The sequence below is a fragment of the Streptomyces sp. NPDC093546 genome (assembly GCF_044765045.1).
Lineage (GTDB): Bacteria > Actinomycetota > Actinomycetes > Streptomycetales > Streptomycetaceae > Streptomyces.
Genome location: NZ_JBIWJG010000009.1, coordinates 184,416 through 208,921 on the forward strand (window position 1 = coordinate 184,416; position 24,506 = coordinate 208,921).

The 24,506-nt window shown below is 73.1% G+C and carries 20 protein-coding genes and 1 tRNA gene; 9 read left to right on the forward strand and 12 right to left on the reverse strand.

Annotation, left to right across the window (positions count from 1 at the left end):
• Positions 1-71 precede the first annotated feature (71 nt).
• Positions 72-662, reverse strand: coding sequence for a nucleotide exchange factor GrpE (grpE, locus tag ACIRNI_RS21160; RefSeq protein ID WP_403553137.1), 591 nt, complete (start codon positions 660-662; stop codon positions 72-74).
• On the reverse strand, positions 659-2,518 hold the full coding sequence (dnaK, locus tag ACIRNI_RS21165; protein WP_403553139.1) for a molecular chaperone DnaK: 1,860 nt from the start codon (positions 2,516-2,518) through the stop codon (positions 659-661). The genes grpE and dnaK overlap by 4 nt, the downstream gene beginning before the upstream one ends.
• Before the next feature lie 154 nt (positions 2,519-2,672).
• Here dnaK and ACIRNI_RS21170 point away from each other — a divergent pair, with 154 nt between their 5' ends.
• The 6 genes from ACIRNI_RS21170 to ACIRNI_RS21195 all read left to right on the forward strand — a co-directional run bounded on the left by ACIRNI_RS21170 (position 2,673) and on the right by ACIRNI_RS21195 (position 8,865).
• Positions 2,673-3,278, forward strand: coding sequence for a Type-2Aa cytolytic delta-endotoxin (locus tag ACIRNI_RS21170; protein ID WP_403553141.1), 606 nt, complete (start codon positions 2,673-2,675; stop codon positions 3,276-3,278).
• 119 nt (positions 3,279-3,397) lie between these two features.
• Positions 3,398-3,473: transfer RNA gene (locus ACIRNI_RS21175), tRNA-OTHER, on the forward strand.
• 113 nt (positions 3,474-3,586) lie between these two features.
• The gene (locus tag ACIRNI_RS21180) at positions 3,587-4,726 is read left to right on the forward strand and encodes a gala protein (protein ID WP_403553143.1); all 1,140 of its coding nucleotides are present in this window, start codon (positions 3,587-3,589) and stop codon (positions 4,724-4,726) included.
• Positions 4,723-6,435, forward strand: coding sequence for an ankyrin repeat domain-containing protein (locus ACIRNI_RS21185; RefSeq protein ID WP_403553145.1), 1,713 nt, complete (start codon positions 4,723-4,725; stop codon positions 6,433-6,435). Before ACIRNI_RS21180 ends, ACIRNI_RS21185 begins: the two co-directional genes overlap by 4 nt.
• Entirely contained in the window at positions 6,432-7,670 is a 1,239-nt protein-coding gene (locus ACIRNI_RS21190) for an AAA family ATPase (protein ID WP_403553147.1), read from the forward strand. Before ACIRNI_RS21185 ends, ACIRNI_RS21190 begins: the two co-directional genes overlap by 4 nt.
• Before the next feature lie 34 nt (positions 7,671-7,704).
• On the forward strand, positions 7,705-8,865 hold the full coding sequence (locus ACIRNI_RS21195) for a VWA-like domain-containing protein (protein WP_403553289.1): 1,161 nt from the start codon (positions 7,705-7,707) through the stop codon (positions 8,863-8,865).
• An 18-nt stretch (positions 8,866-8,883) separates the two neighbouring features.
• Here ACIRNI_RS21195 and ACIRNI_RS21200 read toward each other — a convergent pair whose 3' ends face one another.
• Positions 8,884-10,365 carry an MFS transporter gene (locus ACIRNI_RS21200; protein WP_403553290.1) on the reverse strand — a complete coding sequence of 494 codons (1,482 nt, stop codon included), beginning with the start codon at positions 10,363-10,365 and terminating at the stop codon, positions 8,884-8,886.
• A gap of 136 nt (positions 10,366-10,501) precedes the next feature.
• Positions 10,502-11,746, reverse strand: a complete 1,245-nt coding sequence (locus ACIRNI_RS21205) for an alpha/beta hydrolase family esterase (RefSeq protein ID WP_403553149.1) — start codon at positions 11,744-11,746, stop codon at positions 10,502-10,504.
• A gap of 420 nt (positions 11,747-12,166) precedes the next feature.
• Here ACIRNI_RS21205 and ACIRNI_RS21210 point away from each other — a divergent pair, with 420 nt between their 5' ends.
• Together ACIRNI_RS21210 and ACIRNI_RS21215 are read left to right on the forward strand one after the other, a co-directional pair.
• On the forward strand, positions 12,167-15,169 hold the full coding sequence (locus tag ACIRNI_RS21210; protein WP_403553151.1) for a carbohydrate binding domain-containing protein: 3,003 nt from the start codon (positions 12,167-12,169) through the stop codon (positions 15,167-15,169).
• Between the two features lie 258 nt (positions 15,170-15,427).
• Positions 15,428-16,336: a hypothetical protein gene (locus tag ACIRNI_RS21215; protein ID WP_403553153.1), complete on the forward strand. Its 909-nt coding sequence runs from the start codon at positions 15,428-15,430 to the stop codon at positions 16,334-16,336.
• Positions 16,337-16,398: 62 nt separating this feature from the next.
• On the opposite strand, the gene ACIRNI_RS21220 is transcribed toward ACIRNI_RS21215, so the two are convergent.
• The 3 genes from ACIRNI_RS21220 to ACIRNI_RS21230 all read right to left on the reverse strand — a co-directional run bounded on the left by ACIRNI_RS21220 (position 16,399) and on the right by ACIRNI_RS21230 (position 19,122).
• Entirely contained in the window at positions 16,399-17,070 is a 672-nt protein-coding gene (locus ACIRNI_RS21220) for a lysophospholipid acyltransferase family protein (protein ID WP_403553155.1), read from the reverse strand.
• A gap of 112 nt (positions 17,071-17,182) precedes the next feature.
• Positions 17,183-18,520 carry a cytochrome P450 gene (locus ACIRNI_RS21225; protein ID WP_403553157.1) on the reverse strand — a complete coding sequence of 446 codons (1,338 nt, stop codon included), beginning with the start codon at positions 18,518-18,520 and terminating at the stop codon, positions 17,183-17,185.
• Positions 18,521-18,612: 92 nt separating this feature from the next.
• Positions 18,613-19,122 (reverse strand): MarR family winged helix-turn-helix transcriptional regulator, encoded by a 510-nt coding sequence (locus tag ACIRNI_RS21230; RefSeq protein WP_403553159.1) that lies wholly within the window; start codon positions 19,120-19,122, stop codon positions 18,613-18,615.
• A gap of 86 nt (positions 19,123-19,208) precedes the next feature.
• Here ACIRNI_RS21230 and ACIRNI_RS21235 point away from each other — a divergent pair, with 86 nt between their 5' ends.
• Positions 19,209-21,287, forward strand: a complete 2,079-nt coding sequence (locus ACIRNI_RS21235; RefSeq protein WP_403553161.1) for an MMPL family transporter — start codon at positions 19,209-19,211, stop codon at positions 21,285-21,287.
• A 17-nt stretch (positions 21,288-21,304) separates the two neighbouring features.
• Here the strand turns inward: ACIRNI_RS21235 and ACIRNI_RS21240 are convergent, their stop codons facing one another.
• From ACIRNI_RS21240 to ACIRNI_RS21260, 5 genes are read right to left on the reverse strand one after another with little or no spacing between them, the layout of a single operon-like run.
• Entirely contained in the window at positions 21,305-21,781 is a 477-nt protein-coding gene (locus ACIRNI_RS21240; protein WP_403553163.1) for an NUDIX hydrolase, read from the reverse strand.
• A 33-nt stretch (positions 21,782-21,814) separates the two neighbouring features.
• Entirely contained in the window at positions 21,815-22,243 is a 429-nt protein-coding gene (locus ACIRNI_RS21245) for a lasso peptide biosynthesis B2 protein (protein ID WP_403553165.1), read from the reverse strand.
• Positions 22,240-22,509, reverse strand: a complete 270-nt coding sequence (locus ACIRNI_RS21250; RefSeq protein WP_403553166.1) for a lasso peptide biosynthesis PqqD family chaperone — start codon at positions 22,507-22,509, stop codon at positions 22,240-22,242. The genes ACIRNI_RS21245 and ACIRNI_RS21250 overlap by 4 nt, the downstream gene beginning before the upstream one ends.
• The gene (locus ACIRNI_RS21255; protein ID WP_403553168.1) at positions 22,487-24,343 is read right to left on the reverse strand and encodes an asparagine synthase-related protein; all 1,857 of its coding nucleotides are present in this window, start codon (positions 24,341-24,343) and stop codon (positions 22,487-22,489) included. The genes ACIRNI_RS21250 and ACIRNI_RS21255 overlap by 23 nt, the downstream gene beginning before the upstream one ends.
• Positions 24,340-24,480 carry a lasso RiPP family leader peptide-containing protein gene (locus tag ACIRNI_RS21260; protein WP_403553170.1) on the reverse strand — a complete coding sequence of 47 codons (141 nt, stop codon included), beginning with the start codon at positions 24,478-24,480 and terminating at the stop codon, positions 24,340-24,342. Before ACIRNI_RS21260 ends, ACIRNI_RS21255 begins: the two co-directional genes overlap by 4 nt.
• Between the last annotated feature and the right edge of the window lie 26 nt (positions 24,481-24,506).

Here is a 24,506-nt window from a genome sequence, read left to right on the forward strand (position 1 = left end):
CCCCGCGTACCGCGTGTTCCGCCCCGGCCAGGCACTCCGCCCGGCCGGGGCGGACCCGTGTGTACGGGGCCTCAGAGCCCTTGGCGGACGGTGACGCGCGGGCCCGGCGGCGGCCCGGCCACGACCACCAGGGCCGGGCGCAGCAGATGGTCCCCGACCACGTACCCCGGCCGCAGGACGACGGTGCACGTGGGGAGGTCGAACCAGCCGCACGGGTGGTACGAGACGGCCTCGTGCACCACGGGGTCGAACGCGTCGCCCACCGCGCCGACGGGCCGCAGGCCCAGCGCGGACAGCTCGGCCTCCAGCGCCCGCGCGACGCGCTGGAAACCGCCGGTCACCTCGCCCTGGTCGGTGGCCGCGTCGAGGGCGTCGAGCACCGGCAGGAACCGGGTGAGGACGTTGGCCACGGCGATCTCGTGGACGGCGGCCCGGTCGCGGTGCACCCGCTTGCGGTAGTTGTCGTACTCGGCCTTCAACCGCTGGAGGTCGGCCGTGCGTTCGCGCAGGGCCGCCTGGAGCTCGGCGTCCCGGAGCGCCCTGGGGCCCTCGGCGGGCCGGTCCGCGGGGCCGCCGTCCCGCGGCGCGTCGGGCCGCCGCCCCGCGCCGGTGATCATCGGGGGCGGGCCGGGGCCCCGGGAGACGTCGGTCAGGCGGTTCACCCCGTGTCCCCCTTCGGCTTCTCGTCGTCGACGATCTCGGCGTCGACGACGTCGTCGTCCGGCTTGGCGTCCGGCGCCTCATCAGTACCGCCGCCGGCGGCCTGCGCGCCCTGGGCGTCGGCGTACATGGCCTGGCCGAGCTTCTGGGAGACGGCCGCGACCTTCTCGGTGGCGGTGCGGATCTCCGTCGTGTCCTCGCCCTTGAGCTTCTCCTTCAGCTCCTCGAGCGCGGACTCGACCTCGGTCTTCACGTCACCGGGGACCTTGCCTTCGTTGTCCTTGAGGAACTTCTCGGTCTGGTAGACGAGCTGCTCGCCCTGGTTGCGGGTCTCGGCGGCCTCGCGGCGGCGGTGGTCCTCCTCCGCGTACTGCTCCGCCTCGCGCATCATGCGGTCGATGTCGTCCTTCGGCAGCGAGGAGCCGCCGGTGACGGTCATCTTCTGCTCCTTGCCCGTGCCCAGGTCCTTCGCGGTCACGTGCATGATGCCGTTGGCGTCGATGTCGAAGGAGACCTCGATCTGCGGGACGCCGCGCGGGGCCGGCGGCAGGCCCGTCAGCTCGAACATGCCGAGCTTCTTGTTGTACGCCGCGATCTCGCGCTCGCCCTGGTAGACCTGGATCTGTACCGACGGCTGGTTGTCCTCGGCCGTGGTGAAGATCTCCGAGCGCTTGGTCGGGATCGTGGTGTTGCGCTCGATCAGCTTGGTCATGATGCCGCCCTTGGTCTCGATGCCGAGGGACAGCGGGGTGACGTCGAGCAGCAGGACGTCCTTGACCTCGCCCCTGAGGACACCGGCCTGGAGCGAGGCGCCGATCGCGACGACCTCGTCCGGGTTCACACCCTTGTGCGGGTCCTTCCCGGTCAGCTCCCTGACCAGGTCGGTCACCGCGGGCATACGCGTGGAACCGCCCACCATGATCACATGGTGGATGTCGGAGAGCTTGATGCCCGCGTCCTTGATCGCGTTGTGGAAGGGCGTCTTGCAGCGCTCCAGCAGGTCCGCGGTCAGCTGCTGGAACTGGGCGCGCGTGAGCTTCTCGTCCAGGTGCAGCGGGCCCTCGGCGGACGCCGTGATGTAGGGCAGGTTGATCGTCGTCTCTGTCGCGGCCGACAACTCGATCTTGGCCTTCTCGGCGGCCTCGCGCAGGCGCTGCAGGGCCATCTTGTCCTTGGCCAGGTCGATGCCGTGCCCGTTCTTGAACTGCTTGACCAGGTGGTCGACGACGCGCTGGTCCCAGTCGTCACCACCGAGGTGCGTGTCGCCGTTGGTGGCCTTCACCTCGACGACGCCGTCGCCGATCTCCAGCAGCGAGACGTCGAAGGTGCCGCCACCGAGGTCGAAGACCAGGATCGTCTGGTCCTCCTTGTCGAGGCCGTACGCGAGGGCCGCGGCGGTCGGCTCGTTGATGATGCGCAGGACGTTGAGGCCCGCGATCGCGCCGGCCTCCTTGGTCGCGGTCCGCTGCGAGTCGTTGAAGTACGCCGGGACCGTGATGACCGCGTCCGACACGTCCTCGCCCAGGTACGCCTCGGCGTCCCGCTTCAGCTTCTGCAGGACGCGTGCGGAGATCTCCTGCGCGGTGTAGCGCTTGCCGTCGATGTCGCCGTGCTCCGGGAACCGCCAGCTCGCGTCGCCCACGTGGCGCTTGACCGAACGCGCGGTCCGGTCGACGTTGGTGACGGCCTGGCGTTTGGCGACCTCGCCGACCAACACCTCGCCGTTCTTCGCGAAGGCGACGACGGACGGCGTGGTCCTCGCACCCTCGGTGTTGGTGATGACGGTCGGCTCACCGGCTTCCAGAACGCTGACCACGGAGTTCGTCGTACCCAGGTCGATACCCACTGCACGTGCCATGGAGCGCACCTCCTCACGATCTGGATAAAACACCGCAAATGCCATGTCAAGGTCGGTCCGGTCCGATGCGGCGCCGGGCCCCTGATCATGGACCGCCGGCGGGGGTGCATACTTCGGCTGCGGCGCGACCCCTTACGACACACGAGGAGCAGCCATGGCCGAACAGCCCGCTGCGGAGAAGACGACCTTCAAGCCGGTCTTCGAGGTGGGGCCGTCCCATCGGGAGCAGGCGCGGGGCATCGAGGGCGCGTTCCAGCACGCCATCGCCCCGGCGACCGTGAACTTCGACTTCGGTGAGATCAGCAGGGCGGCGAGCGCCATCCCGAACGGCTCCACCGTCAAGATCATCCGCGGCTGGGGCCTCCAGGAGACCGCGCCCGTCAGCGTCATGGTGCTCTCCCTCACCGAGGCCGTGCGCCAGGCGCTGGGGCAGCCGTTCGCCAACGAACGCTTCTGGGCGAAGGTCGAGGAGGCGTTCACCGGCGCCTTCGTCGGGCTGGGGGAGCAGGAGGGCACGCACCTCTCCTTCTACGAGGAGGGCGAGGACCGCACGAGCTACTACTACAACGTGCTGTTCGCGCTCCAGGACGAGGAGACCGGCGACCAGCTGTACGCCGTCGCCCTCTGCCTCAACGCGACGCTGGGGCTGGGCGGGGAGAAGCTGCGGGCGCTGAGCGTGGGCGACACCGCGCAGTGCCATCTGCGCGTCAACGCCATCGCCGTACGGCAGCCCCTGGAGACCGCCGCCGCCTCGGCCTGACACGCGGTGTCGCATCGGCCCGCCCCCGGCACCCCGGGGGCGGCCCGACGGGGGCCGGTGCGGTGCGGGCCGGCTCTGTGATCGCGTACGCGTCAACACGCGCTATGATCACGCCCGGCAAGGCTGTAGCGCAGAGGTCGTCGCGCCCACGCAGCGAGCAGGAGGACGTCGGTTCGAATCCGACCGGTCTTGCCACCTTTTTGTCGTGGAAGAACGTCGATGGCGTCGGTTCGTCCGGAGCGGCGGGCGGACGGCGATGCCGGTTCCGCCGGGCCCCGGACGCCCGGCGCGGGACCGGTGGAGTGGTGATGACGCAGCCAACGCCCGTACGCTGCCCCGCGATCGAGCACCCGGACATTCCCCTCGCCGACCCGGCGGACCTGGAACCCCTGCTCGACCGGCTCCGCTCGGCGCACCCCGTCGAGACCGACGAGACCTTCCCGCTCGGCACCGTACGCGCCGACGGCCGCGTCGACCTGTGCAAGCAGGGACTCGGACCGGCGGGCGCCGCCCGCCTGATGCCCGTCGCGGCCTCGTCCCCGCACGCCGCACACGTCCTGCTCGGCACCAACTCCATCGGGGACACCGGCGCCCGCTCGGTCGCCGACGCCCTCGCCGCCGGGCCCCACGGCCTGCACACCCTCTACCTCGGCTGCAACCGCATCGGCCCCGAGGGCGCCGCCGCGCTCGCCGGCCGCCTGGCCGCGGACACCACCGTTCGCGCCCTGTGGCTCAAGCGCAACCCGGTCGGCGACGACGGCGTCCAGGCGCTCGCCGCCATGCTCCGCCGCAACACCGCGCTGCGCACCCTCGACCTGGTCAACACCGGCCTCACCACCGACGGCCTGCGCGCCCTGCTCGACGCCCTCACCGGGCGGCCCGGGCCCGTGGAGCGCCTCTTCCTCGGCGGCAACGGCCTGACCGCCGACGCCGCCCCGCTGCTCGCCGCGCTCCTGCGCGACGCGGGCGTACGCGAGCTGTACCTGCCCGCCAACCACCTCGGCGACGAGGGCGCCGCCGTCCTCGCGGCGGCCGCCGCCGACGCCGCCGGCCCCGTCCACCTCGGCCTCGGCGGCAACGGCATCGGCCCCGCCGGAGCCCGGGCCCTCGCCGACGCGCTCGGCTCCATCGAGTCCCTCGACCTCGGCCGCCCCCGCTCCGAGCGCAGCCTCGGCGCCCCCGCCAACGCCACCGGTGACGACGGCGTCCGCGCCCTCGCCGACGCCCTGCCCGGCAGCCCGCTGCGCCGCCTGGAGCTGGGCCACACCGGCCTCACCGGCCGGGGCGCCAAGACCCTCCTCGCCGCCGTACCCGACCACTCCCCGCTGGAGTACGTCGGCCTGGGCCCGGGCCTGCCGCGCAAGGTGAAGCGTTCCTTCGCCGCGCGCCTGCGGCCGGCCGCCCGCACCCACCCCGACCTGCGCGCGATAGGGAGCGTCTACCGGTGATCGACCTCGCACCCGACGAGGCGGCCTCATGGCGGGGCATCCGCCGCTACGCCGTACCCCGGTGGATGATCGAGCGCGCCACCGAGCGCCGCCTGGCCGGCGACTGGGCCGGCGCCTGCGCGGCGGCCAACGTCCGCATCGCCTTCGACCTCGCCGAGGCCGCCGCCGCGTACGGCGCCGACGTCGCGGCCGCCGTCGAGGAGGACCTGCGCCACCTCGCGCCGGACCTGCTGCGCTGGCACCTGCCCCGGCTGCTCGGCGGGCGGACGACCCTCGAGGCGGGCCTGACCGTCCTCCTCTCCCGCCACGGCGCGCCCGAACTCCCCGACGTACCGCACCTCCAGATCACCACGCCCGCCATGGCCTACGGGCCGCAGCGGCTCACCCTGCGGCTGAGGCCGGTGCCCGACGGCGCCACCCTCGTGGACTGGACGACCGCACGGCACCTGTGGGACGCGCGGTACGCCGCCGACCTGCGCGAGCGGTGCGGTGGCGGCCCCGACCGGGCGCCGTTCCTCCACCCCGACGGCACGCCCCGCACCACCGCCGAACCGCCCGCGACCGACCCGGGCCCCGACGACCCGGCGGCCCGCACCGAGTGGCTCACCCTGCGGCACGCGGCGGGCGACGTGGAGGGCGCGTTCGCCGCCGCGGGCATCGAACTGGACCTGACCCCGCCGCCCGCGCATCACTACGGGTCCGCCATCGATCCCGTAGGGGTCCTGGCCGGCCTGCCGCTCAACCTCGCGCGGCTGAAGCCCGAGGCACGAGGGCTCGCCGACGCGCTCGGCACCGACCGCCTCCAGATCCTCCACGGCTGGCGCAGCGCGGTGCACCTGGAGCTCACGCCCGACGGCGGCCTGCGCGTGAGCGTCGCCGAGCGCCCCCGGTACCGTCCAGGGGACATCCCGAAGATGCCCGAGGCCCTGTGGCGGCTGCCCGCCGACCTCGCCCTCCTGCGGACCGGCGGCGTCGCGCCCCGGCACCTGCACCCGCTCGTCGCCGGGTCCCTGCTGCCCGGCCTGCCCCCGGTGGACGGACCCGTGGGCCCGCCCGGACCGGCCGCCCCCGAGCCCGTACGGGTCCGGTGCCGCGGCGAGTGGCACCAAGTGGTCTCCCGCGACGGGGAGCTGAGCATGCCGCACACCGAGGAGGAGCGGCGGCGCGAACGCGCCCTGCGCGCCTTCGGCGGCGCCGTCGCCGGCTGCTTCGCCGCGCAGCAGGTGTGGACGTCCGGCGAGGGCCGGCTGCCCCGGGCCCTGCGCGCCCAGCGGCAGGAGCTGTTCCTGCGCGCCCAGCACGGCGACACCCCGGGCGTCCTGGAGCTGCTCGACGCGGGCGTCGACCCCAAGGTGCGCGACGGCGGCCGCCGCACGCTGCTGCACATGCTGCCCCTGCTCGACCACGAGCCGCTGCTGCCTCGGCTGCTGGCGGCGGGCGTCGACCTGGAGGCACGGGAGCTCATGGACCGCACGCCCCTGCTCGCGGCGGTGGCGGAGCGCGGGTCGCCCGCCCTGGTGGAGGCGCTCGTCGACGCAGGGGCCCGCCTCGACGTCGTCGACAGCATGGAGCTGTCGGTGGAGCAGCTGATCATGCAGTACCAGCGGGCCGACCTGGCGTTCCTCAAGGAGCGGCTGGAGGAGGAGCATCCCGGCCTCGGCGCCGACTGGTGGGAGGACTTCGACGGCGAGGAGATCGAGGACTGGTGAGCACCACCGACCACGCGGCCACGGACCGCTCCGCCACGGACCGGGCCCCGGGCCGCGCCGCCGACCCCCTCGCCGCCGCCGACGCGCTCAACCGCAGGCTGCGCGCCACCCGCACCGAGCCCTCCGCCAACCCCCAACTGGAGGCCCTCGCCCTCGCGGTGACGGCCAACCAGCCCGTCCTGCTGTGGGGCGAGCCCGGTATCGGCAAGTCGGCCGGCCTGGAGCAGCTCGCCGCGGGCCTCGGGCTCCCGCTGGAGACCGTCATCGCCAGTGTCCACGAGCCGTCCGACTTCGCCGGACTGCCCATCGTCGGCGACGACCCCGCCACCACCGGCGTCCCCATGGCCCCGCCCGACTGGGCCGTGCGGCTCGCGAAGGCCGGGCGCGGGCTGCTCTTCTTCGACGAGCTGTCCTCCGCGCCGCCCGCCGTGCAGGCCGCGCTCCTGCGCGTCGTCCTCGAACGCCGCGTCGGCAGCCTGGTGCTGCCCGAGTCGGTACGCATCGTGGCCGCCGCCAACCCGCCCTCCAGTGCCGCCGACGGCTGGCACCTCAGCCCGCCGCTCGCCAACCGCTTCGTCCACCTCCACTGGACGCACAACCCGCGCACCGTGGCCCGCGGCATGGCCGGTACGTGGCCGGCGATGACCGTCCCCGTCGTCGACGCCGCCAAGGCGCCCGGCGCCGTCGCGCGCGCCCGCGGCGCGATTTCCGGCTTCCTCACCGCCCGGCCGGGTCTCGCCCACCACATCCCCGGCGACGCGGAGGCCCGCGGCCGGGCCTGGCCGTCCCCTCGCACCTGGGAGATGGCGCTGCGGCTGCTCGCCGCCGGGTACGCCACCGGCGCCGGGCGCGAGGCGGTGGCGGCGGCGCTCACCGGCGCGGTCGGCGACGGCGCGGGCATCGAGCTCCTGTCGTACCTGGAACACCTCGACCTGCCCGACCCCGACCGGGTCCTCGCCGACCCGGACGCCTTCGGCCTGCCGGAGCGGGGCGACCGGCAGCTCGCCTTCCTCATCGCGATCGTCTCCGCCATCCAGAGCGACCTCACCCGCGAGCGCTGGGAAGCCGGCTGGGCCGTGCTCGCCAAGGCGGTCGACGCGGGCGTGCCCGACGTGGCCGCCCGCGCCGCCGTCGACCTCGCGGCGCTGCGGGACACCCGCTGGCCCGTACCGCCCGGCATCGACGGCTTCCTGGACCTGCTCCAGATGTCCGGCGCCCTGCCCGGCAGCGGCTGAGGATTCGTACGTGGCCGCGCCGCCGTCCCTGGACATGACGAAGCTGCTCGCCGCCCGCTACCGGGCCGCGAGCGACCGCCCCTACCTCGCCTCCGCGCTCTACGCGCTGACGGTGGTGCCCAGCCGCGACGTGCCCACCATGGGCGTGGACCGGCACTGGCGGTGCTACGTCTCGCCCGCCTTCGTCGACGCGACCCCCGTCCCGGAACTCGCCGCCGTCTGGATCCACGAGGCCGCCCACCTGCTGCGCGACCACCACGGCCGGGCCGACCGGCTCCCCGCCGCCGACCAGCGCGACCACCACCGCGTCAACGTCGCCCAGGACTGCGAGATCAACGACGACCTCATCGCCGACGGCCTCCCGCTCCCGGCGGGCCGCATGGAGCCCCGGCTCTTCAACCTGCCGACGGGCAGGCTCTTCGAGGAGTACGTGACCAGGCTGCCGCCCGAGGTCCGCACGCACGACTGCGGCTCCGGCGCCCACGGCAAGCCCCTGCCCTGGGAGCTGCCCGCCACCGGGGGCCCCGCGCGGCTCGGGGACGCCGAGGCGCAGGCGCTGCGGCGGCACACCGCCGAGGCCATGCGCGCCCACCGGCGCGGCCGCGGCACCCTGCCCGCGGGCTGGCAGCGCTGGGCCGACGAGGTCCTGGAGCCCACCGTCGACTGGCGCCAGGCCCTGCGGGGAGCGGTCCGGGAGGCGGCCGCCTGGGCGGGCGGCGCCGTCGACTACACCTACCGCAGGCCCTCGCGCCGCACCCCCGCCCTGCGCGGGGTCGTGCTGCCGAGCCTGCGCCGTCCGCTGCCGCGCGTCGCCGTCGTCATCGACACCTCGGGCTCGATGGGCGACGACGACCTCGCCGCCGCGCTCGCGGAGATCACCGGCGTCCTGCGGGAGGTCGGCGTCCGCGGCAACCGCGTCACCGTGCTCGCCTGCGACGCCGACGTACACGCCGTGTCCCGGGTGACGTCGGCCGACCAGATCGCCCTCGGCGGCGGCGGGGGCACCGACATGCGCGTCGGCATCGCCTCGGCACTGGCCACGCCCGACCGGCCGAACATCGTCATCGTCCTCACCGACGGATACACCCCCTGGCCGGACGAGACGCCCTCCTGCCGCCTGATCGCCGCGCTCATCGGCGCGGACGCGCCCGCGCCGCCCGGCTGGGTGGAGACCGTACGCGTCCCCGGGCGTTGAGGGCTCCCGGCGCGGCGACTACAGCTGCCCCGGGCCCACTCCGCCCTGGAGGCGCTCGAGGTCCGACGGGCGCACCTGGATGACCAGGACCGCGATCAGCGCGGCGATCACCGTGAACACCGCCGCCAGGATGAACGCCGCCGAGACGCCGGACGTCAGCACCTGGTCGGCCCACGCCGGCGGCAGCTCGCGCGTCTGCTCGAAGCGCAGCCGCTCCGCCGGCGTCGCCTGCGCCAGGAACGCCGGAATCTGCCGGTCCGCCTCGTTGGCGCTGGCCGTGCCGAACATCGTGACCAGGATGGACAGCCCGAGCGAGCCGCCCACCTGCTGGGTGGCGTTGAGCAGTCCGGACGCCGCCCCCGACTCGTGGACGGGCACGTTCGACAGCGCCATCAGCGTCAGCGACACGAACTGCATGCCCATGCCCATGCCGAAGACGAGCATCGGCCCCAGGATGCTGCCCAGGTAGGTGGAGTGCACGTCGGTCAGCGTCAGCCACGCCAGCCCCGCCGCGCACAACAGCGCCCCGACCACCATGAAGGGCTTCGGCCCGTACTTCGGCAGCAGCTGCGAGGCGGCGCCCGCGCCGACCGCGATGATCGCGCTGATCGGCAGGAACGCCAGCCCGGCCGCCAGCGGGCTGAAGTCGAGGACGTTCTGCACGAAGAGCGTCAGGAAGAAGAACATGCCGAAGATGGCGGCGGCGAGGCTCAGCATGATCCCGTACGTGCCCGCCCGGTTGCGGTCGGCGAACATGTGCAGCGGCGTGATCGGCTGCCGCGACCGCCGCTCCACGAGGACGAAGACCACCAGCGCCACCACCGCGGCGGCGAATGACGCCATGGTCAGCCCGTCGCGCCAGCCGTCCTGGGCGGCCCGGATGAAGCCGTACACCAGCAGCACCATGCCGAGCGTCGAGCTCAGCGCGCCCGCGACGTCGAAGTTGCCCGGGCGGCGCTCGGACTCCCTGATCCAGCGCGGGGTGGCCAGCACGATGAGCAGCCCGATCGGCACGTTGACGAAGAACACCCAGCGCCAGTCGAGCCACGAGACGAGCATGCCGCCCGCCAGCAGGCCGATGGCACCGCCGCCCGCCGACACCGCGGCGAAGACGCCGAAGGCCCGGTTGCGCTCGCGGCCCTCCTCGAACGTCGTACTGATCAGGGCGAGCGAGGTCGGCGAGGCGATCGCGCCGCCGACGCCCTGAAGCGCCCGCGCGGCCAGCAACTGGCCGCCGTTCTGGGCGAGGCCGCCCAGCAGCGAGGCGACCACGAAGAGCAGCACGCCGAAGACGAACACCCGCCGCCGCCCCAGGATGTCGCCCGCCCGGCCGCCGAGCAGCAGCAGGCCGCCGAAGGTGAGCGTGTAGGCGTTGACCACCCACGACAGGTTCGTCGTAGAGAACTCCAGCGAACGCTGGATGTGCGGCAGCGCGATGTTCACGATCGTGATGTCGAGCACCACCATCAGCTGGCACGACGCGATCACGAAGAGCGCCATGCCCTTGCCGCCGCCACGTGCGGGGGCGGCGGCGCCCTTACCGGAGGTCAGTGGCTTGCCGTTCACCCATTCGACGGTACGGCGCGGTCCTGGGCGTCACCACTCGATCAAGGAGCTCCGGAGAGCCTCGGAGGCGTCAGGGACAAGCACCGTCGGCGAGGGTGTACCAGCCGGCCGGCGACTCCCTCAGGGTGTGCGTGACGAAGGTGTTGTACAGGCCCATGTTCTGCTGCGAGCCGTTCGCGAACGTGTAGCCGCCGCTGGTCGTGGCCCGGCCGGCCTGGACGTGGTGGTAGTTGCTGCTCGTCCAGCAGGAGACGGGCACGGGGTCCGGGCCGGGGTCCGGCGGGGGCGTCCCGCCGCCCGCGTCCGTCAGGCCGAAGAACGCCGCGATCCAGTGGCTGGAGCAGATCGAGTCGAGGAAGTACGCGGCCGACGTCGAACCGCACTGCTGCGGCCCGGTACCCGGGTCGACGGGAGTGCCGTGGCCGATGCCCGGAACCCGGTTCACCTCGACGGCGACGGACCCGTCGGCGGCCGCGTACTCCTCGTGGCGCGTCGCGTTGGGCCCGATCAGGGACGTACGGGTGGGGCTCTGCGCCAGCCCGTGCACGGCGGTCCACTGGTCGCGCAGCTCGTCCGCGTTGCGCGGCACCACCGTTGTGTCCCGGTCGCCGTGCCAGACCGCCACACGCGGCCACGGCCCGGTCCACCCGGGATGGGCGTCCCGTACGCGCTGCGCCCACTGGGCGGGCGTCAGGTCCACGCCGGGGTTCATGCAGGAGTACGCGGACGCGACGTCACGGGCGCAGTCGTAGGGCAGCTTCGCGACGACGGCCCCGGCGGCGAAGACGTCCGGGTAGGCGGCGAGCATGACGGACGTCATCGCGCCGCCGGCGGACAGGCCCGTGACGTACACCCGCTTCGGGTCGGCGCCGTACGACGCGACGGCGTGCGCGACCATCTGACGGATCGACGCGGCCTCGCCCTGACCGCGCCGGCTGTCCGACGTCTGGAACCAGTTGAAGCACTTGTTGGCGTTGTTGGCCGACGACTGCTCCGCGAGGACGAGCAGGAACCCGGCGCGGGCGGCGAGTTCGGGAAGGCCGGAGTGGTCGGCGTACGCCCGCGCGCTCTGCGTGCAGCCGTGCAGCGCCACCACCAGCGGCGGGGCGGCCGGCAGGGTCGCGGGGCGGTGGACGTACATGGACAGCTGTCCGGGGTTGCTCCCGAAGCCGGTGACCGGGGTGAGCGTGACGGCGGCGCGGGCGGCGGGGACCGGCCCGGCCAGCACCGCGGCGACCGCCATGACCAGGACGGTCAGGGCGGCCCACAGGCGGTGCGCCGCGCGCAGGGGCGCGTGGGGGAGGGGGGTGTGCATGGCGGCTCCTCGATGGCATGCGATGCCCCGGGCGGCCCGGCACCGCGTTCGGCCGCGGGCGGCCCGGGTGAGCGGAACCGTAAGTCCCCGCCGTACGACGGGTGTATGGCATGGGCCCCCACAGTCCGGCCGCCGCAAGGCGTCCACCGGGGGATTGCGCCGGGTGCGGCGCGGCTGCTACAGCCGCATGACTGCGGCCGGCGGCCCTCGCGGATCGTCTCGGGGTCATTTCGGTTCGCCTTCTTTACGCGTCCGCCACGGCGGAGTAACTTGCCGTCGCAGTAAGGGCTTTCGGAAAATTTCCGTGCACGCTTTCAGTGCCGGGTTCCGACACCGGCACCGTGGCCCCTGAGGCGCGTCAGGGGAGAGCGACCCGGCCGACCGCTGCGGCGGCGGCCGCGACCTTTCCTGGAGAGACGCATGCACCGCACCCCCACACGACTCCTGAGACGGCCGTGGGCCGCCGCGCTCGCCGCCTGCGGCGTCCTGGGCCTGCTGTCCGCCGCGCCACCCGACGGCATCGCCGCCCCCGCGCCGGCGGCGGCCACGTCGGCCGCAGGTAACACGGCCACGGTTTTCTACTACACGAAGACGAAGAACTGGACGCGGTACCACCTGCATTACGCGCCCGACGGCGGCGCCTGGACCACGGTGCCCGGCCGGCTGATGGAGGCCGCCTGCACCGACTGGGTGAAGAGCACCGTTCCCCTCGGCGCCGCCCAGGGCCTCAAGGCCACGTTCACCAACGGCGCGGGCGTATGGGACAACAACGCCGGCAAGAACTACGACCTCGGAACGGGGAGCATCACCGTCAAGGACGGCGTGGTCGCCCACTCCGACCCGTGCTCCGCTTCCACCCCGGATCCGGCGCCCACGCCGGCCCCGGGCAACACCGCCACCGTCTACTACTCCACCCGGACCCTCGGCTGGACGACCGCCAACCTCCACTACCAGCCCGCGGGCGGCACCTGGACCGCCGTACCCGGGGTCGGCATGCGGGCGGCGTGCGCCGGCTGGTGGAAGGCGGTGCTCGACCTCGGAGCGGCCACCTCGATGAAGGCCGCGTTCAACAACGGCAACGGCGTCTGGGACAACAACAAGGGCGCCGACTACACCCTGCCCGCCGGGGTGACGACCGTCGCCGACGGCGCGGTCACCAAGGACGCCCGGGACCCCTGCGCCGCCGAGGTGCCGGACACCCAGGCGCCCACCGTGCCCACGAAGGTCGCCGCCCACGCCGACGGCGTCTCCGTCGTGCTGACGTGGGAGCCGTCCACCGACGACCGGGGCGTCACCCGGTACCAGGTCACCCGCACCGGAGGCACCCGCGGCACGGCGGTGACCGATGTCGGCTCCACGGTTCTGACCGACGCGAACCTGGAGGAGAAGACGGCCTACACCTACACGGTGAAGGCCGTCGACGCCGCCGGCAACGTCTCGGCCTCCTCGGCGGCCGCGGTGGCCACCACCGGCGACAGGCCCCCGGCGCCCGCCCCGGGCAAGCCGCTGGGCACCGACCCGCGCAAGGACCCCATCTACTTCGTCCTGACCGCCCGCTTCCACGACGGGGACACGTCCAACAACCGCGGCGGAAGCCAGCACGTGAAGTCGGGCAACGCCGGGAACAACGACCCTATGTTCCGGGGGGACTTCAAGGGGCTCGTCCAGAAGCTCGACTACATCAAGGGGCTGGGCTTCTCCGCCGTCTGGATCACGCCGGTGGTCCTGAACCGGTCCGACTACGACTACCACGGCTACCACGGCTGGGACTTCTACAAGGTCGACCCCCGCCTGGAGTCCGCCGGCGCCTCCTACCAGGACCTGATCAACGCCGCCCACGCCAAGGGCATGAAGATCTACCAGGACGTGGTCTACAACCACTCCTCCCGCTGGGGCGCGAAGGGGCTGTTCGTACCGACCGTCTACGGCGTACGCGACAAGGACTGGTCCTGGTACTACGACGAGAAGCAGTCCGGCTTCGAGTACGACGGCCTGACCGTCGATCCCAAGAGCGGCAAGTCGTACTACAACGGCGACCTGTGGTCGACCGCGGAGCCCGCCGGCAACAGCTGCGTCGACTGGGGCAAGCCCACGCAGTGGACCTCGCCCGAGGGTTACCGCGTGTACAACTGCCAGTGGCCGAGCCCCACTTCGGGAATGTTCCCCAAGGACCTCTACCACGGCTGCTGGATCGGCAACTGGGAGGGCGAGGACTCCCGTTCGTGCTGGCTGCACGACGATCTCGCCGACTTCGACACGGAGAACGCGCGCGTCCAGAGTTATCTGATCGGCGCCTACAACAAGTACATCGACATGGGCGTCGACGGCTTCCGCGTCGACACGGCCGTCCACATCCCGCGCACCACCTGGAACCGGCGCTTCCTCCCCGCCATCCAGGAGCGCGTCACACAGCGCCACGGCGCCGAGGCCGCCAGGAACTTCTTCGTCTTCGGCGAGGTGGCCGCCTTCGTCAACGACAAGTGGAACCGCGGCTCGGTGAACCACTCCGCGCAGTTCTTCACCTGGAAGGAGCGCAAGGAGTACGGCGCCGACGACGCCGCGGCCGCGCTGGAGATGTACGCGTACGAACAGCAGGCCGGGCCGACGGGCCAGCCCACCTCCGCCAACGCCTTCCTCGACGGCAACACCTACCGGACGCCCGACCACAGCCGGTTCTCCGGCATGAACGTCATCGACATGCGCATGCACATGAACTTCGGTGACGCCCGCAACGCCTTCCACAACGGCAAGGACTCCGACGACAGCTACAACGACGCCACCTACAACGTCGTCTACGTCGACAGCCACGACTACGGCCCCAACAAGAGCGCCGAACGCTATGCCGGAGGCACCGACGCCTGGGCCGAGAACATGTCGCTGATGTGGACCTTCCGCGGCATCCCGACGCTGTACTACGGCTCGGAGATCGAGTTCCAGAAGGGTAAGAAGATCGACTGCGGCCCGACCTGTCCGCTCGCCACGACCGGCCGCGCCTACTTCGGCGACCACCTCGCCGGTGAGGTGAGGGTGTCGGACTTCTCCCAGGTGGCCTCCGCCACCGGCACCGTCGCCACCACGCTCCAGCAGCCCCTGGTCAAGCACGTACAGCGGCTCAACGAGATCCGCCGGGCGGTCCCCGCCCTCCAGGCGGGCCAGTACTCCACCGAGGGCATCACCGGCGAGATGGCGTTCAAGCGTCGCTACACCAGTGGTACGACCGACAGCTTCGCCCTCGTCACCGTCACGCACGGCGCCACCTACACGGGCATCCCCAACGGCACCTACACCGACGCCGTGACCGGCGACACCCGTGTCGTCACCGACGGCAGACTGACCGTGGCGGCCCCCGGCAAGGGCAATCTGCGCGTCTACGTCCTGGGCGGCAAGGGGAGGATCGGCACGGCGGGGCCCTATCTGAAGTAGCCCGCGGAGTTCGATGGCGGCCCGGCCACGGGGGAACCCGTGGCCGGGCCGTCGCCGTTCCGGTCTTCCTTTCCGGCCAAGAATCGTGAATTGCTTGCCGGGGCAAAGGGTGTGGCGGAACCTTGAGTCAGTTCGTACACCGACAGGTCATGGGGTGGGGCATTCATGCCGCGAACGTCCGAATGAAACACGCGTTCGCTGGAATGGAACGTGAATTCGATGTGCCTGACGGTGGAAAACCCAGTGGAGGGGATGCGAATGCCGTTCACCATCAATCTGACGGCGAGCAAGAAAGCCGGAGCGTGCAAGGCAGTGGCCACGGGAAGCGTCAAGCACGTCATCAACCCGTCCGAGACCAGGGTATTCGGCCTGGACGAAACCGACCGCATCAAGGCGGCCATCGGGAAGGCGATCGGGCGCAATCCCGATGAGTACTGGTTGAAGGACCCCACTCCCGAGGGAGCCGCCGGTGGGGCGAAACCCGAATACGGCAACGTGTACGGACTGTTCAAGTGGCAGCCCGTCACCGCGACACTCACGGTGAAGAGCGCGCGTTTCCTCGAGATCACCACGAAGCCCGTGATCGCGCATCACGTGCAATGGGTCAACGACAACGACCACGCCGTGACCTACGGCGCCACCATGTCCGTCACGAAAGCGGACACCTGCACCAGTAGCTGGTCGTGGACAGACAAGTTCTCCGTCGGGCAGAAGATCACGTACAAGGTCTCGGTCAAGGAAGGCGATGTCGGCGGGGAGCTCGGCGGGGAAACGAGTTTCGGCTTCGAGCACGCCTGGGGCGAGACGAAGACCAAGGCGCACACCGTGACGCTCGGTGTCACCGACACGGTGTCGAGCAGCGTGCCCAAACGCTCGGCGGAGACCGCGTACCTCTTCTCCACCCTGGGTTCGGCGAAGTACCGCATCGTCTACCAGGCGAGTCTGAGCGGGGCACTCGCCTTCCAGCATCGCGACTGGTACACGGGTGCCGACGGCGATCACCGCTACCGCGCCCACGACGTCAACAGCGTGCTCCGCACTGCCGGCTTTCCCACCTCCATCACCGTGAGCGAGGACATCACCGTCGGGTTCTACTCCGACGCGATCGTGGAGGTGGCCCCCGGCCGCTACAACCCGGACCGGAAGCCGGGCCGGCTCTCCGGGTGAGGAGGGCCGCCTCCCGGGCACCGTGACTCCACAGCGGCCCGGCCGGCGGACCCGCCGGGCCGCTACGCCGCGAGCACGGTGAGCGCGGCGGGCTCGCCGAGGCGGGCGGCTGCCGTCCGCCAGGCCTCCGTGACCGCGGCGTGCGCCTGTACCGTGCGCGCGGCGCGGTCGCCCGCCGGCGTGAGCGGTGCCCCCACGTGGACGTGCAGGCGGGGGCGGCGCGCCGGCGCCGTGAGCAGGCCCGCGAGCTGCTGGGGGCCGCCGCCCGACATGACCCGGCGCGCCCCGGCCTGGCCGACCGGCACGACGGGCGCGCCGGTGCGCTCGGCGAGCCGGACCAGTCCGCTGCGGAAGGCGACCGGCGCGGCTTCCGCGGCGTCCGCGCGCGGCGGGATGCCCCCCTCGGGATAGATGAGGACCACCCGCCCCGCGTCCAGAGCGGCGGCGGCGAGATCCAGCGCCCGCGCGGCGCGCCGGTCCCCGCGGTGCACGGGGATGTGGCCCTCGCGGGCGAGCGCGCCGCCGAGGAGCGGTACGCGCCACAGTCCGGCCGCCGCCATGACCACCGGCTGGACCCCGAGCCGGCGCAGCGCGGCGAGCACGACGGCGGGGTCGGCGAGCGAGGTGTGGTTCGCCGCGACGATGCTCCCCGGTGCGAGGGCGGCCTCGCGGTCGCAGGAGACGGTCAGGCGTCCGGCGGCGGGCACTAGGACGTGGGCGAGGCGGCTGAGCATGTGGTTCCCCCGGTCTCGACGACGTGATCTTCCGTGCTGCTCATCGTCGGTGACCGGGGAGAGGCCGTCCTGAGCACGCGTACTCAGATCGCGCCCGGGTGGCCGGGGCCTTTCACGTGTGTGCCGCGCGCAGGGTCGCGGTCGTGGGGCCGTCGGGCTGCACGGTGATGCCGTACGCCGCCTTGGCCGGGGCGGCGTCGAAGGCCACGGTGTGGGCCGGCAGCAGCTGCTCGAGCAGCACGGTCGACTCGCGGAGCGCGAACTGCGCGCCGAGGCAGGCGCGGGGCCCGAGGCCGAAGGGGAAGTAGGAGCCCGGCCGGGTGGGACGGCCGTTCGGGCTGGTGAAGCGCCGGGGGTCGAACCGCTCCGGGTCCGGCCACAGCCCGGGGTCGCGGTGCGTGAGGTAGGGGCACACCAGGAGGTCGCTGCCCGCCTCGATGGCATATCCGGCGAGGGTGCCGGCCTCGGCCGCGTGGCGCGGCAGGATCCAGGCGGACGGGTACAGCCGGAGCGTCTCGTGGACCAGGGCCTGGAGGGCCTGCCGGCGCGGCGCCGAACCGTCCCCGCCCGCGGCGAGGGCCTGCTCCCGGCAGGCGGGGTACCGGTCGAGCAGCAGGTAGAGCCAGGTGAGGGTGGTCGCGGTGGTCTCGTGTCCGGCCACGAGCAGCGTGACCAGCTCGTCGCGGATCAGCTGTTCGGTGTACTCGGGGTGCGCGCCGGCGGCGTCGAGGAGGACGTGGAGCAGGCCCGGGCCGTCGGGGCCCGGCGCCCCGCCGCGGGCCGCCTCGATGGCGTACCGGGCGACCGCGTCGATCCGGGCGAGGTCGGCGGCGACGGCTTCCCGCGCGTCGGTGGCGTCGGACGGCAGCGTCGGAAGGGCGGCGACCACGGCCGTCACCGAGGCCAGTCGCCCCTCGGTTGCGTCGTCGAGGGCGTACCCGGTGAGTGAGCGCCAGATCGAGTCGAGGGCGAAGCGGTGCATCTCCCGCCGGACGTCGAAACTCCGGCCGGTACGGGCGTACTCCGCCCAGCGCGCGGCCGTGGTCCGGGCCGCGCCGGCGATGCGCTGCTCATAGCGACGCATCCCGGGACCGGTGAACTGCGCCTGAAGGACGCGGCGTTGGCGTTTCCACGCCTCGCCGGTGGCGGAGAGCACGCCGTCGCCGACCAGCAGGCGGGCACGGTGCGAGCGCTTGACGTACCGGTCGGGGTGGCGGGCGAGGACCTGTTGGACCGCCTCCGGGTCGGTGACGAGGACCGTGGGGGCCGGTGCCGGTCCGATGCGGAACGCCGCGACGCCGCCGAGCCGCTCGCGCACCTCGGCCAGCAGCTCGACCAGCTCGCCCCCTCGGGAGCGCCACCGCTCCACCAGGGCCGGATCGGCCTCGGGGACCGGCTGCCCGGCTCCGGAAGCCTCAGGGAGGGAGCCGGTACCGGCTTCGGTGGTCACAGTCGTCTCCTGTTCGCCCGTCCGCACCCGGCCGTGGTCGCGCCACGGGCCGCACGGGACAGACGTATCCGGCGCAGACGCGCTCCACACTCCTAGCGGCGTAGTCGGGCGAGTTCGTGGTTCAGTTCGGCGAGGAACCGCACGACCACTCCCAGTTCCTCGGGGGTGAAGCGGCCGCGTGCCGCGTCCGTTCCCCGGGCGAGGGGCTGGAAGTAGTCCCGGGCGAGGCGCTTGCCCGCCTCGGCGTAGTGCAGGTGCACCACCCTGCGGTCGTCGGCGGCCCGGACGCGCCGGAGGTGGCCCGTCTTCTCCAGCCGGTCCAGGCAGGCGGTCATCGCGCCGGAGGTGAGGTTCAGCTGCTTGCGCAGCCTGCCGGGCGTCATCGGCTCGCCGTCGCCGCCCTGGTCGCCGTCGAGGACCGCGATCAGCGCCTGGACGTCCGTCAGGTGCAGCCCCTGTGCCTGCGCGAACTCCTGCGCGATGCGGTTGAACTCGCCGTTCATGCGGCGCAGCAGCACGGCGAACGCCTGCAGGCCGGTCGGGTCGTCGCCGGGAGACGGAGACGGAGACGGAGGAGGCGGGGTGGTGTCAGGGCTGCGCATGTCATCAGCATATGATCTCTCAATCATCAAGATAATCGACGGTTGAGATATCTGCTCACCCGTCTGTTCAGGCTGGGGTTCTTCCGATGAGAAACACACCGCGCTGGGCCCGGTGGCTGGTCCCGCTCGTCCTCCTGGTCGCCTGGCTGGGCGTGGGCGGGACGCTCGGCCCGTACGCGGGGAAGCTGGGCGAGGTCTCCACCAACGACCAGGCCGCGTTCCTGCCGCGCAGCGCCGAGTCCACCCGGGTGCTGGAGGCCGGGAAGGCGTTCGACCGGACCGGGACGATTCCGGCGATCGTCGTATGGACGGCGGAGGGCGAGCGGGTCACCGCGGCGCAGCGGCAGGCCGCCGCCCGGGCGGTGGACGCACTGGCCGGCCGGCCGGGGGTCGGCGGACGGCCGTCACCCGCGCTGGTCTCCGAGGACGGCGAGGCGATGCAGGCGGTCGTGCCGCTGGAGCGGAACCTCGGGGACGAGCTGCCCGCCGTCCTGGACGAGGTCCGCGCGGCGGCGGGCGCCGTCCCCGGCACCTCGGTGGAGATCGCCGGGCCGGCCGCGAGCCAGGCCGACCTCTCCGACGCGTTCGCCGGTATCGACGGGCTGCTGCTCGGCGTGGCGCTCGTCGCCGTGCTGCTGATCCTGCTGCTCGTCTACCGGAGCGTGCTGCTGCCCCTCGTGATCATCCTGGGGGCGGTCTTCGCGCTCGGTCTCGCGTGCGCGGTGGTCTACGCGCTGGCGCGGCGCGACGTCCTGCGGGTGGACGGGCAGGTGCAGGGCATCCTGTCGATCCTGGTGATCGGAGCCGCCACCGACTACGCCCTGCTGGTCACCGCGCGCTTCCGCGAGGAGCTCGCCGTACGCAAGGACCCCGTGGCGTCCGTACGGGCCGCCGTACGCCGCTCGTTCGGCGCCGTGGTCGCGAGCGCCGCCACCGTGGCGATGGGCCTGCTCGCCCTCCTGGCGAGCGACCTCACCAACAACCGCGCCCTGGGCCCGGTCGGCGCCATCGGCATCGTCTGCGCCGTCCTGTCCGCGCTGACGTTCCTCCCGGCGGTGCTCGCCCTGCTGGGCCGGACGGCCTTCTGGCCCTCCCGGCCCAAGCCGTCGGACGCCACGGTGGAGGGGCACGGCGTGTGGCGGCGCGTCGCCGCGCTGGTGGACCGCGCGCCGCGGCGGGTCTGGGTCTCCACCGCCGTCGTCCTCACCTTCTTCGCCGCGCTGTCACCGGGGCTGTCCTCCAAGGGCGTTCCGCTCGACGAGATCTTCGTCAACGACGCCCCGTCCGTCGCCGCACAGCGGACCCTGGGCGAGCACTTCCCCGGCGGCTCCGGCAATCCGGCGGTGATCATCGCGCGTGCCGACCGGGCCGACCAGGTCGTCGCCGCCGCGCGCGGCACCGACGGCGTGGCCTTCGCGGCCCCCGTCACCGCGTCCGGCCGGCCGGGCACGGGAACACCACTCGTGGTCGACGGGCGCGTACGGGTCGACGCCACGCTGACGGACGCGGCGGACAGCGACGCGGCCAAGGAGACCGTCCACCGCCTGCGCGAGCGGGTCCACGCCGTGCCGGACGCCGACGCGCTGGTCGGCGGCTACACGGCGCAGCAGTACGACACCCAGCGGACGGCCGCCCGGGACCGGTCGGTCATCGTGCCCGTCGTCCTGGGCATCATCCTGCTGATCCTGGTGGCGCTCCTGCGCTCGCTGCTCGTGCCGGTGCTCCTGGTCGCGACGGTCGCGCTCAACTTCCTCGCCACCCTCGGAGTCTCGGCGCTGGTCTTCGAGGACCTGCTCGGCTTCGGCGGAACGGACGCCTCGGTGCCGCTCTACGGGTTCGTGTTCCTGGTGGCGCTGGGCGTCGACTACAACATCTTCCTGATGTCACGGGTACGGGAGGAGGCGCTCGCCCACGGCACCCGCAGGGGCGTGCTGCGGGGTCTGACGACCACCGGTGGCGTCATCACCTCGGCGGGCGTGGTCCTCGCGGCCACCTTCGCGGCGCTGATGGTGATCCCCCTGGCGTTCCTGGTCCAGATCGCGTTCATCGTCGCCTTCGGTGTCCTGCTGGACACCCTGGTGGTCAGGTCCCTCCTGGTGCCGGCGCTGGTGATCGACATCGGCCCGAGGGCGTGGTGGCCGAGCGCTCTCGCCCGGCGGCGCTGAGGACCGGCGACGGCTGCTCACCGGCCGTCGGCGGAGCACCACGGACCGTCGGGCGCCAGGGCGCGGAGCAGGGCCGGCAGTTGCGGCGGCTCGACGGGATCCGGCAGCGCGTCCCACTCCCCCCAGGGAACCCAGGCATGCGTGTCCAGACTGGCCTGCTCGCGGGGGAGCAGACCGGTCCGCGACAACGGCGGCCGCTCCGTGGCGAAACGCGCCACGAAGAAGAGCTCCGTGCCGGTGTGGTGCCTGCCGTTCCACCACACATCGCGGTCGACCGGCACCGACCGGTCGAGGACGGCCGCCGGGTCGAGCCCGGTCTCCTCGGCCAGTTCGCGCCGCGCCGCCGCGAACGGCGTCTCGCCGGGCTCGACACCGCCGCCGGGCGGCTCCCACAGCCAGGCCCCCGAGTGCGGATCACGCCAGCGCAGCAGAAGCAGGCGGTGGGCGGCGTCCAGGCATATGACCCGGGCGGCGGGCCGGTGCGTCTTCTCCACCGGCCCGACGCTACCAACGCGAGCGGCGTGGGCTTAAGGGGCCCGTTCGCCCGCCGCCGGAGGGACGGTGAGCAGGGGACGGTACGACGCGGTGTCGGCCGGCTCGCCCACGCGTTGCCCCTCGGCCGCGATCCAGGCATGAGCGGCGAAGGGAGGCGTGCGCACGCCGCTGCACCACGTGGGCCAGGTGCCGCGCATACGGCACAGCAGGGCCGTGGCGAGAGAGCGCTGAAGGCAGTACCTGCCGGCGCACAGGGTGCTGGATCCGGTGACGTCCCGGCGCGCCCGGAGGGCCTGTTGGTGGGTCGCGGGCGCCGCACCCCGGCGTACCACCCGCAGAACGGCGACGATGCGCCGGGGAGGGAGGTGTGCGAGGACGCGTGCCGCGCCCACCGCCACGTGAGCGGCGGCACGGCTCAAGAGGGGCGGGCGGCTGCCCGGTGTGTCGAGGACCTGGCTCATGGGGCCGTTCGCCGCTCGACCAGACGGGCGTGGGAGAGCCGGCCGATCAGATCGTCGATGTCGGCGGCCGCCTGCTCGGGTGTCACCGGCTGCCTACGGGCCAGCTGCTCGGCGACCTGCTCCGGCCGCGCGCCGCCCAACAACGCGCGCAGGATGGCCGCGCCGGTGGTGTTGAGCTGCCAGTAGCGGCCGCGGCGGCCGTCCAGCAGGACCAGTCCGTCGTCGGTGTCGCAAGTGGTGACATCACGGCACAGTCGCAGAGTCACGCGGGTGCTCCTCCAGGTAGACGGGGGTCGGGTGGTGGGCGAGGTCCCGCAGCCATGCCTCGACGGCGACGGTGGACTCCACGGCGGGACCCTCGCGGGCCGGCAGTGTCCCGGGGCTGAGCCAGGCCCGTCGCAAGGCGTCCCGCTCGGCCAGACCGGCGGCCACCAGATGCGCGTCCTCCAGCCAGGAGGTGAGGTGGCGCTGGTGTGCCTTCATCCCCGCGTGCCATTCCGCGGTGAAGTCGCCCTTCGTGGTCCGGCCCAGCACCGCGTCGGGTAGGAGGGAGCGCATGGCCGCGGCCAGGAGCGGCTTGTAGGACCACGGGGTGGCCGCCTCTTGCGCGCGCACCCGCAGGCACGCCTCGATGACCGCGTCGTCGCAGAAGGGCATGTCCAGGGGCATGCCGTACTGGTCGTAGGCGCAAGCCACCCTGCCCGCCTGCCGCGCCTGGTACACCCAGGCGTGCTGCCCTCGCGCGGCCGCCAGCGGGGGAGTGCTCGCGGCGGCCTCCCTCAGCAGGTGCGCGGTCAACGCCCGCGCGTCGGCCGTCGCCCAGGGCGGCATCGTCACCGGCGGGCCCCATCCGAGGGGAGTGTCAGGGGCCGGCTCAGGCGGATTCAGCAGCGCCTTCGCCTGGGCGGCGAGCCAGGACCCGTAGGAGCGCCGGTCGAGGAGCCCACGCGCCGTCGCGGCGTACGACCAGCGGCCCTTCGCCGCGTACCCCGCTAGCTGACGGAGCGTCAGGAGTTTCGGTCGGCGCACCAGATCGTGGAGGTGGCCCGGTGGCGGCAGGACGACATGGTCTCCGCCCTGCCCGCACAGCCGCCGGTCGGCACCGTGCGCGCGCATCTCGCGGATGAGCCGATTCTGCTGCGCCAGGTCCCGGATCCTCAGGGACGGCTCGTCCTGCGGCTCTGCCCATTCGTCAAGCCCGATGAGATAGGGGGGCAGTTCCGTGACGGGAAACACCAAATGCGTGGTGTCGCGCGGCAGTAGCGCCGCCGCCTGCCGGGCGTAGCCCAAGTCCTCGTCGCCCTCGGCGCTCGGCGCGAGGGTGAGCGCGACCAGGCGCGCACCCGATTCGGCCGCCAGGAAGCACAGCGAGGTGGAGTCCATACCCCCGGACAGATCCGACGCCCACACCTCACCCGGCCTCACCCGCGCGGCCACCGCACCCCGCAAGGCGTCCCGGAGCCCGGCAGCGCCCTCGGCCAGCGGCAGCTCGGCCGTCGGGGGCCGCCACCAGGCCGCCACGGTGGAGCGCCCTTCGCGGTCCATCCGCAGCGCGTGGCCGGGAGCGACGGCGCGCACACCGTGGAACATCGACGCCTGGTCGAGCGGGTGCATCGGAGAGCCCACCGACCCCATCCGAGCGGCCACCTGCCCCAGGTCCACCGAGGCCCCGGTCAGCCACGCCAAGGTCCGAGCGCGGTCGGCTCCCACCGTGATTCCGTCCACGTCCGCGACGAACAGCCGCCGGTCCCCGGCCGCGGTGCCCCGCGCGTACACCTCGCCCGCCACGGAGGCCAGCAGGTGGAAGCTGCCTCGCGCCCCGGCGACGGCGCTCTCCACGCCGCCCACGGTGCGCAGCTCCCGTGCCCGCCGCTCCAGCCGTGCCGGATCCAGGTCGCACACCCCGAGCACCACCAGCCGCGCACCGCCGGCCTCGACGACTCGTGCGTCCTGATCCGCCCAACAGCCAACGAGCCACGGCCGGCCCGAGGCGTGCCGGACGACCCGGCACGCCGAACGCCGCAGCCTCCCGAAGACGGCGGACGCCGCCTCACGGTCCGGAAGGACCACGAACCAGCGCCCGCCGCACGACCGGCTCACCCCCACCAGTGGAAGCCGCCGAAGCCGTCCCAGCGGTGCCCTTGGAACCCCTCGGTCAGCTCGGCGTACTCCCCGACCTCCACGAGCACCGGGGCCTCGTAGACCTCGGTCTCGGCGATGCTCAGCTCGTCCCGCATGGTGGTGCTCTCCTTTCCGCAGCGGA

Coding starts and splice junctions, on each gene's coding strand:
- dnaK (WP_403553139.1), bottom strand. CDS start 2,518: ATGGCACGTGCAGTGGGTATCGACCTGGGTACGACGAACTCCGTGGTC.
- ACIRNI_RS21170 (WP_403553141.1), top strand. CDS start 2,673: ATGGCCGAACAGCCCGCTGCGGAGAAGACGACCTTCAAGCCGGTCTTC.
- ACIRNI_RS21180 (WP_403553143.1), top strand. CDS start 3,587: ATGACGCAGCCAACGCCCGTACGCTGCCCCGCGATCGAGCACCCGGAC.
- ACIRNI_RS21195 (WP_403553289.1), top strand. CDS start 7,705: ATGACGAAGCTGCTCGCCGCCCGCTACCGGGCCGCGAGCGACCGCCCC.
- ACIRNI_RS21200 (WP_403553290.1), bottom strand. CDS start 10,365: ATGGCGCTCTTCGTGATCGCGTCGTGCCAGCTGATGGTGGTGCTCGAC.
- ACIRNI_RS21205 (WP_403553149.1), bottom strand. CDS start 11,746: ATGCACACCCCCCTCCCCCACGCGCCCCTGCGCGCGGCGCACCGCCTG.
- ACIRNI_RS21210 (WP_403553151.1), top strand. CDS start 12,167: ATGCACCGCACCCCCACACGACTCCTGAGACGGCCGTGGGCCGCCGCG.
- ACIRNI_RS21215 (WP_403553153.1), top strand. CDS start 15,428: ATGCCGTTCACCATCAATCTGACGGCGAGCAAGAAAGCCGGAGCGTGC.
- ACIRNI_RS21220 (WP_403553155.1), bottom strand. CDS start 17,070: ATGCTCAGCCGCCTCGCCCACGTCCTAGTGCCCGCCGCCGGACGCCTG.
- ACIRNI_RS21230 (WP_403553159.1), bottom strand. CDS start 19,122: ATGCGCAGCCCTGACACCACCCCGCCTCCTCCGTCTCCGTCTCCGTCT.
- ACIRNI_RS21235 (WP_403553161.1), top strand. CDS start 19,209: ATGAGAAACACACCGCGCTGGGCCCGGTGGCTGGTCCCGCTCGTCCTC.
- ACIRNI_RS21245 (WP_403553165.1), bottom strand. CDS start 22,243: ATGAGCCAGGTCCTCGACACACCGGGCAGCCGCCCGCCCCTCTTGAGC.
- ACIRNI_RS21260 (WP_403553170.1), bottom strand. CDS start 24,480: ATGCGGGACGAGCTGAGCATCGCCGAGACCGAGGTCTACGAGGCCCCG.